The sequence below is a fragment of the Labrys monachus genome (assembly GCF_030814655.1).
In the GTDB taxonomy this organism is placed as follows: domain Bacteria; phylum Pseudomonadota; class Alphaproteobacteria; order Rhizobiales; family Labraceae; genus Labrys; species Labrys monacha.
In genome coordinates, this window is record NZ_JAUSVK010000001.1 from 2,498,749 (window position 1) to 2,513,609 (window position 14,861).

At 68.4% G+C, this 14,861-nt stretch carries 9 protein-coding genes and 1 riboswitch; all 9 genes read right to left on the reverse strand.

Features of this window, described 5'->3' with window-relative positions; all coding sequences use genetic code 11:
* Nucleotides 1–186: 186 nt before the first annotated feature.
* Nucleotides 187–1,464, reverse strand: coding sequence for an L-fuconate dehydratase (locus J3R73_RS11285; protein ID WP_307426432.1), 1,278 nt, complete (start codon nucleotides 1,462–1,464; stop codon nucleotides 187–189).
* Nucleotides 1,465–1,644: 180 nt separating this feature from the next.
* On the reverse strand, nucleotides 1,645–2,640 hold the full coding sequence (locus tag J3R73_RS11290) for a sugar-binding transcriptional regulator (RefSeq protein ID WP_307426435.1): 996 nt from the start codon (nucleotides 2,638–2,640) through the stop codon (nucleotides 1,645–1,647).
* 280 nt (nucleotides 2,641–2,920) lie between these two features.
* On the reverse strand, nucleotides 2,921–3,646 hold the full coding sequence (locus J3R73_RS11295) for an amidohydrolase family protein (protein ID WP_307426438.1): 726 nt from the start codon (nucleotides 3,644–3,646) through the stop codon (nucleotides 2,921–2,923).
* A 34-nt stretch (nucleotides 3,647–3,680) separates the two neighbouring features.
* Nucleotides 3,681–4,673, reverse strand: a complete 993-nt coding sequence (locus J3R73_RS11300; RefSeq protein WP_307426440.1) for an ABC transporter permease — start codon at nucleotides 4,671–4,673, stop codon at nucleotides 3,681–3,683.
* A gap of 111 nt (nucleotides 4,674–4,784) precedes the next feature.
* Nucleotides 4,785–7,319, reverse strand: coding sequence for an ATP-binding cassette domain-containing protein (locus J3R73_RS11305; protein WP_307426443.1), 2,535 nt, complete (start codon nucleotides 7,317–7,319; stop codon nucleotides 4,785–4,787).
* A 354-nt stretch (nucleotides 7,320–7,673) separates the two neighbouring features.
* Entirely contained in the window at nucleotides 7,674–8,723 is a 1,050-nt protein-coding gene (locus tag J3R73_RS11310; RefSeq protein WP_307426446.1) for a substrate-binding domain-containing protein, read from the reverse strand.
* Between the two features lie 560 nt (nucleotides 8,724–9,283).
* Nucleotides 9,284–13,162 carry an autotransporter domain-containing protein gene (locus tag J3R73_RS11315; protein ID WP_307426449.1) on the reverse strand — a complete coding sequence of 1,293 codons (3,879 nt, stop codon included), beginning with the start codon at nucleotides 13,160–13,162 and terminating at the stop codon, nucleotides 9,284–9,286.
* Between the two features lie 177 nt (nucleotides 13,163–13,339).
* Nucleotides 13,340–13,942 carry a cob(I)yrinic acid a,c-diamide adenosyltransferase gene (gene cobO, locus J3R73_RS11320; RefSeq protein WP_307426452.1) on the reverse strand — a complete coding sequence of 201 codons (603 nt, stop codon included), beginning with the start codon at nucleotides 13,940–13,942 and terminating at the stop codon, nucleotides 13,340–13,342.
* A complete protein-coding gene (gene cobU, locus J3R73_RS11325) occupies nucleotides 13,939–14,445 on the reverse strand; it encodes a bifunctional adenosylcobinamide kinase/adenosylcobinamide-phosphate guanylyltransferase (RefSeq protein WP_307426455.1) in 507 nt (168 codons plus the stop codon). The genes cobO and cobU overlap by 4 nt, the downstream gene beginning before the upstream one ends.
* A gap of 158 nt (nucleotides 14,446–14,603) precedes the next feature.
* A riboswitch (cobalamin riboswitch) is annotated at nucleotides 14,604–14,796 on the forward strand.
* Nucleotides 14,797–14,861 lie beyond the last annotated feature (65 nt).

Sequence of the window (14,861 nt, forward strand, 5' to 3'; positions counted from 1 at the left end):
GCCACGCAGTGGTGCGATGCAGAGGCGGGATCGCGAGACGATAAGAAGCGCCTTCATCGGCCGGCGGTCCCGGATCTGCGAAGCGTCACTGCGTGCCGCATCGCGTCCGGGATGACGCGGCATCCATAGGCGATCGCCCTGCCGGCAGGGGCGGCGGCGGACGGAGATGTCCGCGCTCCCCGGATCCTACCCCGCGAACGTATAGCGCCGGATCGATTCTTCCTTCATCTCGATCGAGAATCCCGGCCGGGTCGGCGGCATGTAGGCGGCGTTCTCGATCAGGCAGGGGTCGACGAAATGCTCGTGCAGGTGGTCGACATATTCGATGACGCGCCCCTCCTTCTCGCCGGAGACGACGAGATAGTCGATCATCGAGAGGTGCTGGACATATTCGCACAAGCCCACCCCGCCGGCATGCGGCCAGACCGGCTTGCCATATTTGGCCGCCATCAGCAGCACGGCGAGCACCTCGTTGAGCCCGCCGATGCGGCAGGCGTCGATCTGCACTATATCGATCGCGTCCCGGGTGATGAACTGCTTGAACAGGATGCGGTTCTGGCACATCTCGCCGGTAGCGACCTTGACCGGGGCGACACCCTCGCGGATGCGGCGATGGCCCTCGATATCGTCGGGGCTGGTCGGCTCCTCGATGAAATAGGGCTTGGCGAAGGCGAGCTCCTTCACCCATTCGATCGCCTGGTCGGTTTCCCACACCTGATTGGCGTCGATCATCAGGTAGCGGTCCGGACCGATGACCTCGCGCGCCGTCTTCAGGCGGCGGATATCGTCGTCGAGATCGCGGCCGACCTTCATCTTGATGTGGTCGAAGCCGTTGTCGACCGCCTCCTGGCAGAGCCGTCGCAGCTTCTCGTCGCTGTAGCCGAGCCAGCCGGCCGAGGTGGTGTAGCAGGGATAGCCCTCTTCGCGCAGAAGCCGCATGCGTTCGGCCTTGCCCGGCTCGGCGCGGCGGAAGATCGCGAGGGCGTCGTCCGGCGTCAGGGCGTCGGTGAGGTAGCGGAAGTCGATGATGCCGACGAGTTCCTCCGGGTTCATCTCGGCGACGAGCTGCCAGACCGGCTTTCCCGCCTCCTTGGCCCACAGGTCCCACACGGCGTTGACGACGGCGCCGGTGGCGAGATGGATGGCCCCCTTGTCCGGGCCGATCCAGCGCAGCTGGCTGTCGCCGGTGACGTGGCGCCAGAACCGGCCGGGATCCTGCTTGATCCAGTCGAGGTCGAGGCCGATCACCAGATGGTCGAGCGCGCGGATCGCCGCGCAGCAGACCTCGTTGCCGCGGCCGATGGTGAAGGTGAGGCCGTGGCCCGACAGGCCGGGCCGGTCGGTGTCGAGGATGACATAGGCGGCCGAATAATCCGGATCGGGATTCATCGCATCCGAGCCGTCGAGCGATTGCGAGGTCGGGAAACGCAGGTCGAAAATGCGAAGGCCGGTAATTCTGGTCATGTCTGCCACCGTGGACGATTGCGAAGGACGAGGCTGCCTCATGCGAGGATACCCGTCCGTCCGTAAAGAATCGATCCGTCGGATCTTATCCCCCGGGTGCGCGGACGTCTCGTCCGCCCTTGAAACGTCGCGCTTGCAGGAGGCAAGAGCGGGCGGGACGCCCGCGCACCCGGGATCGGCTCATTCCTCCAGCAGGCGCCGCGCGGTGTTCTCGTCGGTGATCAGGCTGTTGGCGAGGCGCCCGTCGAGGGCGGCGCGGATGGCCGGCACGCGGATGGTGCCGGACTGCACGATCATGGTCGGGCGCCTGGCTCCCGCCTGCAGCAGGAAGGAGGTCAGCCGGTCGTGATAGCCGCCGGAGACGAGCCTGCCGGAGGCGTCGATGCCGTGGCCGAGCAGTTCGCCGATCGCGCCGGCCTCCATGGCCTGGCCGAGCTCGACATCGGTGATGAAGCCGTCGAGATGGAGCGGCGCCTGCCAGCCCATATAGCCGATGCCCATCATCAGCACGCTCGCCTCCTCGACGAGCGACAGGAAGGACTGGTAGGCGAGCTGCGCCTGCAGGACTTCGCGCTCCGCCACGGTGTTCGTCACCACCGGCATCGGCAGCGGATAGCATTGCGCCCCGACGCGCTCCGACAGCCGCATGACCACATCGTAATGGCTCGCGCGGCCGTGGCGGGTGAGATTGCCCATCAAGGACACGAATTTATGCTGCGGCCGGTTCAGGGGCGGGATGCGCAGGGTGGTCTCGCGCATCGCCGCGCCGTTGCCGACGCCGATGGTGATCGGCGCCTTCTGCTGCAGGAGGTTCTCCAGATAGAAGGCGGCGGCGGTGGCGACGGTGGAGATGTCCTCTTCCCGGTCCTTCTCGGCGGGCGCGACATCGCAATAGATCAGCTCGAAGCGTTGCCGGAGCCGCTCCGCCAGCTCGATGCATTCGGACAGCGGATGGATCAATTGGAAGCGGATCAGTTTCTCGCTGGCGGCGAGCGCGATCAGCCGCTGCACGATCTGCCGGGAGATGTTGAGCTCCAGCGCGATCTGGTCCTGCCGGCGGCCCTTGGCGTGGTAGAGCCAGGCCGCGCGCGCCGCCAGTTCGAGCTTGCGGTCGCTCGGCGAGACATCCGGCCGGTCGTTCAGTTCTTTCGCGTCGTCGTTCCGAGATGTTTTCATGAGCCGTTCAGTTATAGGCGCCGCTGGCGTCGAAGGGGCACGGATCGTCTTGGTATTGCGGAGGTGGTCGTCCAGGGGCGCCGGGGAAGGCGGATCAGCCCCCTTCTCCCGTTCGGGAGAAGGGGCCGGCAGGCGGATGAGGGTCTGGACCCGAACGAGAAGAGCTCGACGAATTCTCTCCTGAATTGTCGAATGTCAGACCCACATCCGGCGCTTCGCGCCACCTTTTTCCGCTTCCGAGAAGGAAGATCGCGCCCAGTCCTCAACCGCCTCTTCGGCCTCATCCCGCAATGTGCAGGATTTCCGCCATGGTGCCGCCGACCACGAGGTCGTAGACAGCCTTGTCGGCCGAGCAGCGCTCCATCTTCCTGAACTCCCATTCATAGTCGACGAAGGGCGAATCGGTGCCCCAGATCACCTTGCCGGGGCCGAGCTCGCGCACGGCGGTGGTGATCTCGAAGATCGGCGCGCGCGAGGTCTCCAGATAGAGGTTGGGCAACTCCTTGGCATAGGCGATCGCCTGGTCGACCGCCCAGAAGAAGCCCATATGCGCCATCAGCAGCTTCACCTTCGGGAAGCGCCGCGCCATCTCGGCGAATTCGGGCGGTGCGTTGTAGAGGTCGCTGGCGCCATGGACGATGATGGGAATGCCGAGGTCGCCGGCTTCCTCGAACAGCGGGTTGACGAGGCCGGGATCGGCGAGGTGATAGCCGTTGAGCGTGGGATGCAGCTTCAGGCCCTTGAAGCCCCAGTCGCGCACGCAGCGCCGCACTTCGGCGGCGGCGTCGGGCTGCCAGGGATTGACGGCGCAATAGGGGATCAGACGCTCCGGGAACTGGTCATAGGCCGTCTTGACCGCGTCATTGGTGAAATTGCCTTCGGTGAAGGGAAAGATCACCGCCTTGGCGACGCCGGTGCTGTCCATCTTGGCGACGAGGTCCGCGCCGGTCTGGGTCGCACCGTGGCGGGTGCCGATGTGGTTGTGGGCGTCGATGACGATGCTCATGCCGGTCTCCTCTCGAAATGGGTTGCCGTGTCGGTCATTTCATCCGCCTGAGGGCGCCGACCGCCATCGCGAGCAGGATGAAGCCGCCGTTGAAGGCGTAGCGATAGGGCGCGCTGAAGCCGAGCATCGTCAGGCCGTTGCCGAGGAAGGCGACGAACAGCGCGCCGATGAGCGTGCCCGGAATGGTCATCGCGCCGGTGCGCGAGGCGAGCGTGCCGAGATAGGCCGCCGCGAAGGCGTCGAGCAGATAGGGTTCGGCACCGCGCGGCACGGCGATGCCGGTGCGCGAGGCCATGGCGACGCCCGCCACCGCCGCCATCAGGCCGCTGACCACGAAGCCGGCGCCGAAGACGAGGCGGATGTCGATGCCGGCGAGATAGGCGGCGCGGACATTGCTGCCGACGGCCTTGGCCTGCCGGCCGAACGGGGTCAGCGCCATCAGCGCATAGGCGAGCAGGGCCATCGCGGCCGCGAGGATGACCAGAGCGGGCACCGGGCCGATCGTCTGCTTGCCGAGGAAGAGGAAGCCCTCCGTCACCGCTTTGGGCAGGGTGAAGAGGATCTGCGGCTCGGAGCCGTGGGTATAGATCAGCTCGCCGCTGCGGATCACGAACATCATGCCGAGCGAGCCGATGATGGCGGGGATGCCGAGATAGGCCATCAGCACGCCGTTGATGCCGCCGAGCACCGCGCCGAGCGCCACCGGCGCCAGGAACGCGACCCAGGCCGGTTCGCCATGGATCAGGAGGCCGGCCGCCATGATGGCGGCGGCGTCGGTGATCTGGGCGATGCTGAGGTCGACGCCTCGCATCACCATCACCACGGTCAGCCCGAGCGAGATGATGACGAGGATGGTGCTCTGGCGCAGCACATTGCTGATATTGGCGGCGTGCAGGAAGCTCGGCTTCATGAAGCCGATCAGGAGGAAGACGGCGACCATGCCGATGAGGGCGCCGTAATTGCGCAGGAACTCGATGGCGGCGCTCGTCGCCCGGCCGGACGGGGCAGTGGCTTCGATATTCGTCACGGCGACGGCTCCCCCAACGGCATTTTCCGGAAAAGCTGACAGACTTTTCGATTAAGAAAATGCGTTAAAACAAAAGGTTAGAGAGAAGTTGCGATGAAATCGCAATTTTCGCTAGAAGATGGTGACCTGGCCGATGCCGCGCTTGTGGATGACGCCAAGCAGGATCGACAGGATGAGGACGCTGCCCTGGATGCCGGGCAGAGCGAGGTTGGAGACGCCCATCAGCACGAGGCCGTTGGCCAGCGCCGCGAGGAAGATCGCCGCGATGGTGGTGCCGATCATGTCGAGCTCGCCGGTGCGCGACAGGCTGGTGCCGAGGAAGGCCGCGGCGAGGGCGCTGATCAGGAAGTCGAGGCCGGTAGCGAGCGCCGAGGCGCCGTAGCTGTAGGAGGCGAGCACGACGCCGGACAGGCCCAGCACGATGCCGCCGATGGCGAAGGAGGCGACCACGGCGCGGCGGCGGTCGATGCCCCTGAGTTCGGCGGCGGCGAGGTTTTCGCCCACCGCATACATGCGCAGGCCCGCCGGCGTGTGCTTGAAGAGGATGTGCAGGATGAGAAGCGTGACCGCCAGGATGACGGCGATGAAGGGAACCGGCCCGAGATAGCCCTGGCCGATGAAGAAGAAGGCCGGCTGGTCGTAGAGGGTCAGCGCCTGGCCGCCATTGTAGAGCAGCGACAGGCCCATCGCGACGAACATCGAGCCGAGCGTCGCGACGAAGGGCGGCATGCGCAACACCAGCACGAACACGGCGTTGCACAGGCCGGCGGCGAGGCCCGCCCCGGCACCGATGGCGAGCGCCGCGGCGGAGCCGAAGCCGGCCGCCACCGTGCCGGCCGCGAGATTGGCGGCGAGCTGGCTCACCGCGCCGGCCGACATGTCGAAGCCGCCAGCGACGAGCACCGCCGTCAGCCCCAGCGCGATGAAGGCGAGGAGGCTGCCCTGCTTGAGCACGTCGAGGAGATTGGCCGGCGCGAGGAAATCCGGCGTCACCGCCCCGATCGCCGCGAGGACGATCGCCATGCCGGCGATGGTGCCCCAGCGCGTCAGGAAGGCGCCCGCGCCGCGCGGCGAGCCGGCGGCCGTCCCCGCTCCCGGCGCCTCGGCGGGGCCGCCGCTCTCGGTCGCCAGATACATCAGGCCGGGCACGTCGAGGCCGGCGGCCTCGTGCGTCGAGACGATCTCGCCCTTGCGCATCACCGCGACGCGGTCGCACATGCCGACCAGTTCCTCGAAGTCGGAGGAGATGAAGATCACGGCTGCGCCCTGGCGGGCGACCTCGGTCATCTGCCGGTAGATCTCGACCTTGGAGCCGACATCGACGCCCGTCGTCGGTTCGTCGAAGATGAAGACCTTGGCGTTGCCCGTGAGCCAGCGCCCGATGACGATCTTCTGCTGGTTGCCGCCCGAAAGGTTGCGGGTGATCTGGCGGATGCTCGGCGTCGCGATCTTCAGCCGGTCGACGAGATCGAGAGCCGAGGCCTTTTCCCGGGCGAGATCGAGGAGGCCGAAGGTGGCGAAGCGGCCGATATTCGGCAGCGACAGGTTTTCGCGCACCGAGAGGTCGGTCACCAGGCCCTCGTGCCGGCGATCCTCGGGGATGAGGGCGAAGCCGGCATTCTTGGCCTCGCGCGGCGAACGCGGCCGCGACGGCTTGCCCTGCAGCATGACGTCGCCGCCGCTGCGCGGCAGCGCGCCGACCAGTGCCATGGCGAGTTCGGTGCGGCCGGCGCCCATCAGCCCGGCGATGCCGAAGATCTCGCCGCCGCGGATCGACAGCGAGACGTCGCGCAGCGCCTTGCCTTGCGACAGGCCCCTGACCTCCAGGAGCGGGGCGCCGAGCGGCACCGCCTCCTTGGGATAGAGCTGGCTGAGCGAGCGGCCGACGATCTCGTCGATGATCCGCTGGCGCGAGGTCTTGCCGACCGGGCTGGTCGAGACCAGCCTGCCGTCGCGCAGCACGGTGATGCGGTCGACGAGATCGAAGACCTCGTCGAGATAATGCGAGATGTAGATGATGGTGACGCCGGACTCGCGCAGGCCGCGGATGATGCCGAAGAGATGGTCGGCTTCCGAATTGCTGAGCGAGGCCGTCGGCTCGTCGAGGATGAGCACGCGCGGCCGGCGCGCCAGGGCGGCGGCGATGGCGACGAGCTCGCGCTGCGCCACGCTGAGGTCGCGGACCAGCGTCGTCGCCGGAAAGCCCGCTCCGACCCGCCGGAGCAGGTCCTCGGCCTCGCGCCCCATGGCGGCAAAATCGAGCAGGCCGGCGCGCGACATCTCGCGGCCGAGGAAGATGTTGCGGGTGATGTCGAACTGGCCGACCAGTTGCTGATCCTGATGCACGATGACGATGCCGGCCGCCTCGGCGTCGACGGGACTGGCGATCCGCGTGGCGACGCCGTCGACGAGGATCTCGCCCTCGCTCGCCGGATAGACGCCGGTCAGCACCTTGACCAGGGTGGACTTGCCGGCGCCGTTCTGGCCGACGAAGGCGTGGATCTCGCCGCGCGTGATCGCGACATCGACGCCGTCCAGCGCCACCACGCCCGGGAAGACCTTGCGGATGTTGCGGCATTCGAGCACGGGCGGGGCGGGGGGCGGGGCGGCGCCCGCGACATCGCGGTCGATCTGCGTCATCGCCATGGCGTCAGGCTCCTCGGGGTGAACCGGCGTGACGGCGTCCGGCACTGGACGCCGTCACCGGCGCGATCCGGGGAAAATGTCCGCCGGAACGCGCGGAAGGGAAGGGGCGCCCATAGGCGCTAACATAACTTAGACGAGTGCAACGCTCGGGTCTCCCTTCCCCCTTGCGGGGAAGGGTAAGGGATGGGGGGCGAGACATGGTCTCGACCAATGAGATTGTTGTCCCGACCCCCACCCTTCTATTCCCTCCCCGCAAGGGGGAGGGAAGGCCCAAACGTTACGTTTAACAATCTAAAGTTAGCGCATATGGAAGGGGCGCCTGCGATCCGGGTCCCGTTTCGCAAGCGCCGCGGCTCAGGGCAGCGTCGGGTGGACGACGAGGATCGAGCCGTCCTGCGGCCAGCGCGCCGTCACGTCCTTGGGATCGATCTGGATGTCCTTCCAGACATCCTTGCCCCAGCGCTTCTCGGCGGCGGCCACTCCGTTCGAATGGGTCACCACATAGGCGTCGGTGAACATCGAGCTCGGAAATTCCTTCTTGCCGTCGAGGGCCTGCAGCATGGTCTGCCCGGCGAGCTCGCCGATATGGGGCACGTCCTGCGCCACGGTGGCGACGAAGGGGCTGCCGTCCTCGAGCAGCATCTGGAAGCCGACGCGGTCGCCGTCGATCGAGGCGACCTTGATCTCGTTGCGGCCGGCCTGGCGGATCGCCTGCACGGCGCCGGAGGTCAGCAGGTCATAGGCGCCCCACACGGCGGCGACGCTGCCGGGATCGGGATTGGCGGTGAGGATGTCCTCGATCTGCGACTGTACCTTGGCCGGGCTGTGCTCGGTCGGCACCTCGTGCAGCTTGACCTTGGGATAGTCCTTCACCATCGCTTCGAGGATGCGCTTGCGGGTCTCCAGCAGCGGCGCGCCAGGCACCCACACGACATAGACATCGCCCTGGTAGTTGATGCTGGAGAGCAAGGCGCGGCTCATCAGCGTGCCCATCAGCGCCTCGTCGCCGCCGACATCGGTCAGGGCGCCTTCCGTCTTGGCGCCGACCGAGGTGGTGACCACGGGAATGCCCGCGGCAGTCGCCTTGGCGACCACCGGCGCGAGCTGCTGGGCGTCGCCGAGCTGGATGATGATGCCGTCGACATGCGCGTTGACGAGATTCTCGATGTTGTCGTTGTGCTTGCGCGGATCGGCCTGGCCATCGGCCACCACGACCGTGTCGCCGGCCGCTTCCAGCACCTTGCGGGCGCCCTCGATGATGCCGCGATTGTAGTCGTTGGTGATCTCGCGCGCGGCGATGCCGATTTTCTTGCCGCCGGCGGCGTCCGCCGCGTTCCCGGCCGCGGCCAGCGCGATGATGGCGGCGCCGGCCGCTGCGGCGAGGCGAAGTGCCCTGATCGTCATGGTTTCCTCCTTGAGGCGCAGTGGCCTGCGCTGTGATCCGTCGCGAGCGGGGCGGCGACGGCAGGCTGCGTTTCCGGCTCGTTTTCGAGCAATTATTCAGCCGTTGAATATTTAGTCGCACGAGGGGGATAGTTCGTCAACGTGAAAGTGCGGCCTGCGGCGGGAGGGGGATGAGCAAGCGGATGCGGAGGAGATTGTTGCGCCGCCTCGGCAAGCGCAGTTTTTTAGCCGTTATATAGCTTGATGCACCCAATTGCGGGGCGGCATAGCGCCGAATTCGGCTGCTTCGGACCGGCGCGAGCCGGCGCGGACCGGTCCGCGCCAGACCGTTCGGAGATGAACAATTGCTCTATTACAATAATTGAACGCGGTTGACATTATCCGCGGCGCGCTTGCGCTCGGGCAAGGCGGGGTGCACGGGTGCGGCGCGCATGGTCGCATCCGCAAGGGCATGCCCCGGCCGGTGCGGCCGGGTGCCCCTCGTTGCAATTCGTCGTTTTGGCGAATGTCCTGGCCGGCGAATGTCTCGGCCGGAGTCGTCCGGCTTTCCTTGAAAAACGCTAGAATTTGGTTCGGAACGTCGCGTTGAAGCCGTTCTGGGTGACGCCGCCGCCGAACTGCCCGCTATAGGCGACGCCGAGCGTCGTCTGGTCGCCGACCACGATGTCGAGGCCCGCTTCCAGCACCGCCGCATCCCGAGCGATCGGCACGCCGGCGGCCGTGAAGGCGTCGGACCCGCCGAAGGCCTGCGTCACCACCGGCGTGACGTCGCCGAAGGCATGGCGCCAGCCGACCGAGCCGCGGAGCATGGCATCGATCCCGCCCAGCTTCACCGTCTTCGAGACGCGCAGGCCGAGCGTGGAGAAGCCCGTATCCATGCTGGACGAGCGCCCCGTCAAGGCGGCGGCTCCGCCCGTCTCCGCATAACCGTCCTGGTCGAGGCCGACATAAGCGAGGTTGGCGAAGGGCTCGAGAGCCGCGCCGAGGGTGTCGATCCGGTAGGCAGCCTCGCCGAAGGCCTGGAGCGTCCTTGCGTCATATTTCGCCGACAGGCCGTCGGAATAGCCGGTGAAGGCGACCCAGCGCGTCGTCGACAGTTCGTGCCATGTGTAGGCGGCGCCCGCCCGCAGCGCCAGCGGCCCCCACGCCTTGCCGGCATAGACGCCCAGATGCCAGTTGTCGCTGTCGCCCGAGGCGTTGCGGCCGGCCAGGCTGAAGTCGCTGCGGCTGTAGCCGCCGGCCATGCCGAGCCGCCAGCCATCCGCCACCGGCGCGTCCGCCCCCACCAGGAAACCGCCGGTGGAGGTGGTGAGGCCCGCTGTGCCGGCGGTGCCGTCCATGTCGCCCCAATTGCCGAACCCGCGCATCCACAGCCCGAAATGCTCCGCTGCCGCCGGAGCCGCCACGCCGCCCTGCAACGTCCGCAGGCGGTCGATCAGCGCTCCGCGCAGCAGCGCGCTCTCCTCCACCAGGAGGCTCTGCGCCGAGGCGTGCACCTCGCCGGCGAGCTGGTCGAAGGCCGAGCGCGCCTCGTCGGCCGACGTCAGGAACAGCAAGGCGTTGTACAGCCCCAGGGAGGCCCCCGATTGCGGCAACGAGCCCAGCGCCCCGGCGACGGCCCTCTGGTTCGCCGTCTGCGCCACGGGCGTGAAGACCTGCGACGCCCCGCCCGGACCGCCGGCCGAGACGACGACGCTCACCTCGGTCGCGGTCTGGCTCACCGTGGCGTCGAGGAAGATCGAGGGCGTCGTCACCGCGCCGAAGCTCCCGACCACGCCGCCCGCCGCGTCGAGGATCACATAGCTCTGCCCGGTCTTGTAGCTCAGCTGCGGGTCGAGAGCGACCAGGCGCAGATCGGCGCCGTTCAGCGTCGCCTGGCCGGTGGCGCTGATGCGGTCGCTCGCCCCGTTGCCGGCGAATTCCACCACATAGGTCGAGCCCGCCGACAAGGTGATGTCGCCGTTCACATGCAGCGTGCCGATCGAGTTGCCCGGCGCCACCGTGCCGCCCGCATCCACGGTGACCGAGCCGGTGGTGCCGTTCCCGCCGAGCACTGCCCCCGACTGCACCGTGACCGTTCCGCCCAGGGCGCCGTTCACCGCCAGGCGTCCGGCCGCGACGGTGGTCGAGCCGGTGAAGGCCGAGCTGTCGCCGGTCAGGTCCAGCGAGCCGGCGCCCGTCTTCACCAGCGTGCCGTCGCCGGTGACGACGTTGGCGACGGTGACGTCGGTCGGCTGCTCGAAGGTGAGCGAGGCGCCGTTCTGCAGTTCGATGGCGCCGTCGAGGCCGGATGTGGTGCCCAGCAAAGTGAGGACATTGTCGCCGCCGAGGAACAGCAGGGCGCTCGCCTGCGTCTCGCCGTTGCCCGACCAGCCGCCGGCGATGGTGCCGCCATTGATGACGGTGAGGCCGCTGCCGACCACGCCCGCACCGCCGGCGCCAGGTGCGCCATTGGGGTCCAGGCCTTCGAACTGGCCCGTCAGCGCCGGCGCCGTTCCGCCCGCCCCGCCATTGCCGCCGGTGATCGAACCGGTATTGGTGAAGACGACGCCGGGATCGATGAAATAGACGCCGACCCCTCCGTCGCCGCCGCCGCCGCCGCCATTGGCGTTCACATAGGCGTTGCCGCCGGCCCCGCCATTGCCGCCGGTGATGGTCGCGGCATTGCTCATCGCACCGGTGCCGGCAATCAGGGCGCCGTAACCGCCCGCGCCGCCGCCGCCGGCGGCCCCGGTCACGTCGGCGTAGCCGTCGCCGCCCTTTCCGCCATTGCCGCCCTTGAGATCCGAGCCGGTAAAGGTGCCGGTGAAGCCGTTGCCATGATAACCGCCGCCGCCACCCCCGGCGGCGCCCCCGCTCTGCATACCGCTCTTCGTCGCCATGCCGCCGTCGAGCCCGTCGGGATGGTCGGCGGTGCCGCCGGCACCGCCGGTCCCCGGCAACTGCCCCGAACAGCTGGAACCACACACACCGCCCGTTCCGCCGGCACCGCCGCCGGCGCCGCCGCCGGCGCCGCCGAAATAGCCCGAGGCCCCGTCATGGCCGTTCTCGCCCTCATACCCGCTTCCGCCCGCGGCGCCGGGGACGAAGCGGACGGGAGGCGGGACCTTTGTTGCTCGCCCACCTCCGGCGCCGCCATCCGCATGGGCCGGTGAAGCCATGGTGAGCAGGCCTGCCGCCACGCCGGCGAGCAGCGTGCCGGCCAGCAGGCGTGCCGCATGGCGCCGGAGGGCGCCGATTCCGGCCGGGTGGGGCATGGCCGCGGCCAGCCCCTGCGGGCGCGGGTGCCGTCGCCGGATCGCGGGACCGCGCCCCGGCGCGCCGAGCGCGTGATCGTCGATCACGCCGGCATAGGCCTGTGCGACCTGCTCGGGCTGGCACGTCGCGGCGAGCGGCCAAGGCGGGCTCTCGCGCCCGCTCCGTGCCGCCAGGAAGTCGAGCGCCGCCGCGATCGAGGGGGAAGCCGGGTCGAGGAAGCAGGCCTGCCCTGTGAACAGCTCGCGATGGACCGGCAGATCGGAAAGCAGGAGGGGCGTGCCGTGGCTCGCCGCCTCCGCCGCCGACAGGTTGAACCCCTCGAAGCGCGACAGGGTGACGAAGGCCCGCGCCCGGCGATGAAGCCGCTCCAGCCGGCGCCGCTCGACATAGCCGAGATGGCGCACGCGCCCTCGTATGCTCGCCGGCAGCGCGGCGAGATGGCGGTCGAACTTTTCGCCGCCCTGGCCGGTGACCACCAGCTCCAGAGCGGGATCGTGGCCGGCGAGCGCGGCGAAGAAGGACAGCAGGCCGGCGAAATTCTTGTGCGGGTGATAATGAATCGGCGCGAGCAGGAAGGGCGCGCGTTCGCCGCCGGCCGGCCCGGCCGAAGCCGCCATGTCGACGGGGTTGACGTCGACGGGGTTGTAGATCACCCGGTGACGGCGCGGCGTGCCGATCTTGTCCAGGAACTGCCGGCGCGCCGCCTCGCTGATGAAGACCACCTCATCCGCATTGTCGCGGGTTTCCGCGAAGGTGCGGTACAGCGCATCGACCCTCTCGGCCGAGAACAGCTCGGGCAGATAGGCGAACTGCACGTCGTGCAGCACATTGACCACGCGCGGGCCGCCGGCGCGTGCCCGGCCGGGAACCGGTGACTGGAAGTTGGGGAAAAAGAACACCGAATCCGGATCGGCCGCGGCGATGCGCTCCGCCACCAGCCGCTCGCGGTGGAGATAGGGCATCTCCGCCCCGGGAAGCCCGAGCGCCGGCGCCCTCGCGCGCGCCGAGACGAGCCTGTCGCCATAGCGCCGCTTCAACTGGCGGAAAAGCGTCCGCGAGAATTCGACCACCCCGCCAATGGCGGGATAATCCTCAACGATATCAAAATAATAGATTGTCCTGCCGGAGGATCGCCCCAAACCCTCGCCGGCGCGGAACGCCCCCGTCCCAGCCCCTGTCACCACTCGCTCCCCGATCTGCCCCTCTACGATCGTGAGATATTAGTGGCATGGACATACCGTCGGTTGCAATGCCGCCGCTAAGAAAGGACCGCCGGAAGGCTTGGGTCGATTGGGTAAAGCTCCCATTTCCACAGGGGAAAGGACCCTGCAGCGGCCCGCCCCTAAGCAGGATTCCGCTTAGAATTCGATGCCTTCCTGCGCCTTCACGCCGGCGGCGAAGTGGTGCTTGACCAGCGTCATCTCGGTGACGAGGTCGGCGGCCTCGATCATCTCCGGCTTGGCGTTGCGGCCGGTGACGACGACATGCAGGTCCGGCCGGCGCCGCTTCAGGGCCTCGACGACGGCGCCGAGGTCGAGATAGTCGTAGCGCAGGGCGATGTTGAGTTCGTCGAGCACGAGCAGGCGGATGCCGGGATCGGCCATCATCCCGAGCGCCGCCTGCCAGGCCCGTTCGGCGGCGGCGACGTCGCGGGCGCGGTCCTGCGTTTCCCAGGTGAAGCCCTCGCCCATACTCTTCCAGGTCACGAGGTCGGCGAAGCGCTCCAGCGCCGCGCGCTCGCCTGTCGACCACGCACCCTTGATGAACTGCACCACGCCCACCCGCCAGCCATGGCCGAGCGCGCGCATGATCAGTCCGAAGGCGGCGGTCGACTTGCCCTTGCCGGGGCCCGTATTGACGATCAGCAGGCCCTTCTCGATGGTCTTGGAGGCGACCTCGGCGTCCTGCACCGCCTTGCGCTTTTCCATCTTCGCCTTGTGGCGCGCCGCTTCGTCCGTCATTTCACCACCATCGGCAAGCCTGCCACCATGAAGATCACCCGATCCGCCAGCCGGGCGACGCGCTGGTTGAGCCGGCCCTGATCGTCGCGGAAGGCGCGGGCGAGGGCATTGTCGGGCACGATCGACAGGCCGACCTCGTTCGACACCATGACGACCGGCCCGGACGCGGCGGCGATCGCGGCCTCCAGCCGGTCGAAGGCCGGTGCCAGGGGATGCTCGCCCAGCATCAGGTTGGTGAGCCAGAGCGTCAGGCAGTCGACGAGGACCGGACCCGCCGCCGCCGCCAGCGCGCCGGGCAGGCCGAGCGGGGCTTCGCTGGTCTGCCAGCGCGCATCGCGGCGGGAGCGATGCTCGGCGATGCGGGCCCGCATCTCGTCGTCGAAGGCCTGGGCGGTGGCGATATAGCACCACGGCGCAGGCTCGGCCGCGACGAGTTCCTCGGCGTACCGGCTCTTGCCGGAACGCGCGCCGCCGAGCACGAAGGTGAGGCGAGGAGCGATCATGCTCCGTACTTGCAGGCTGCGCGCCGGGAAGGCAAGCGCCGCGTCGGTCAGGGGCGGCCGCTCGTTCGGCGAAGGTTCTTCGGACAGGCCTCCCCGCTCGCCGCCCCTTGTCGGCTGTTTTCGTGGAGGGGCCGATTGACAAGCTTTCAAGCAAGGTCCTTTAGTCGGCTTCGGACGGTCTCTCGTCGAGAGATCAAAGGGAATGCGGTGCGGGGCTTCGGCCCCCATGCCGCGGCTGCCCCCGCAACTGTAAGCGGCGAGCGCTCCGCCACTGGGCCACTGGGAAACCGGGAAGGCGGCGGAACGCGATGAACCGCGAGCCAGGAGACCTGCCGTCCACGGGAACCGGCCGCCTCGATGCAGGCGGCCTGCTCCTCCTTCGTTTTGCCCGCCCGCAGGATCGGTGCGGGGCAAAG

What these genes read in the sequence shown, in the direction of transcription:
- J3R73_RS11285 (WP_307426432.1), bottom strand. Translation starts at nt 1,464, where the DNA reads ATGACCAGAATTACCGGCCTTCGCATTTTCGACCTGCGTTTCCCGACC.
- J3R73_RS11290 (WP_307426435.1), bottom strand. Translation starts at nt 2,640, where the DNA reads ATGAAAACATCTCGGAACGACGACGCGAAAGAACTGAACGACCGGCCG.
- J3R73_RS11295 (WP_307426438.1), bottom strand. Translation starts at nt 3,646, where the DNA reads ATGAGCATCGTCATCGACGCCCACAACCACATCGGCACCCGCCACGGT.
- J3R73_RS11305 (WP_307426443.1), bottom strand. Translation starts at nt 7,319, where the DNA reads ATGGCGATGACGCAGATCGACCGCGATGTCGCGGGCGCCGCCCCGCCC.
- J3R73_RS11310 (WP_307426446.1), bottom strand. Translation starts at nt 8,723, where the DNA reads ATGACGATCAGGGCACTTCGCCTCGCCGCAGCGGCCGGCGCCGCCATC.
- cobO (WP_307426452.1), bottom strand. Translation starts at nt 13,942, where the DNA reads ATGACGGACGAAGCGGCGCGCCACAAGGCGAAGATGGAAAAGCGCAAG.
- cobU (WP_307426455.1), bottom strand. Translation starts at nt 14,445, where the DNA reads ATGATCGCTCCTCGCCTCACCTTCGTGCTCGGCGGCGCGCGTTCCGGC.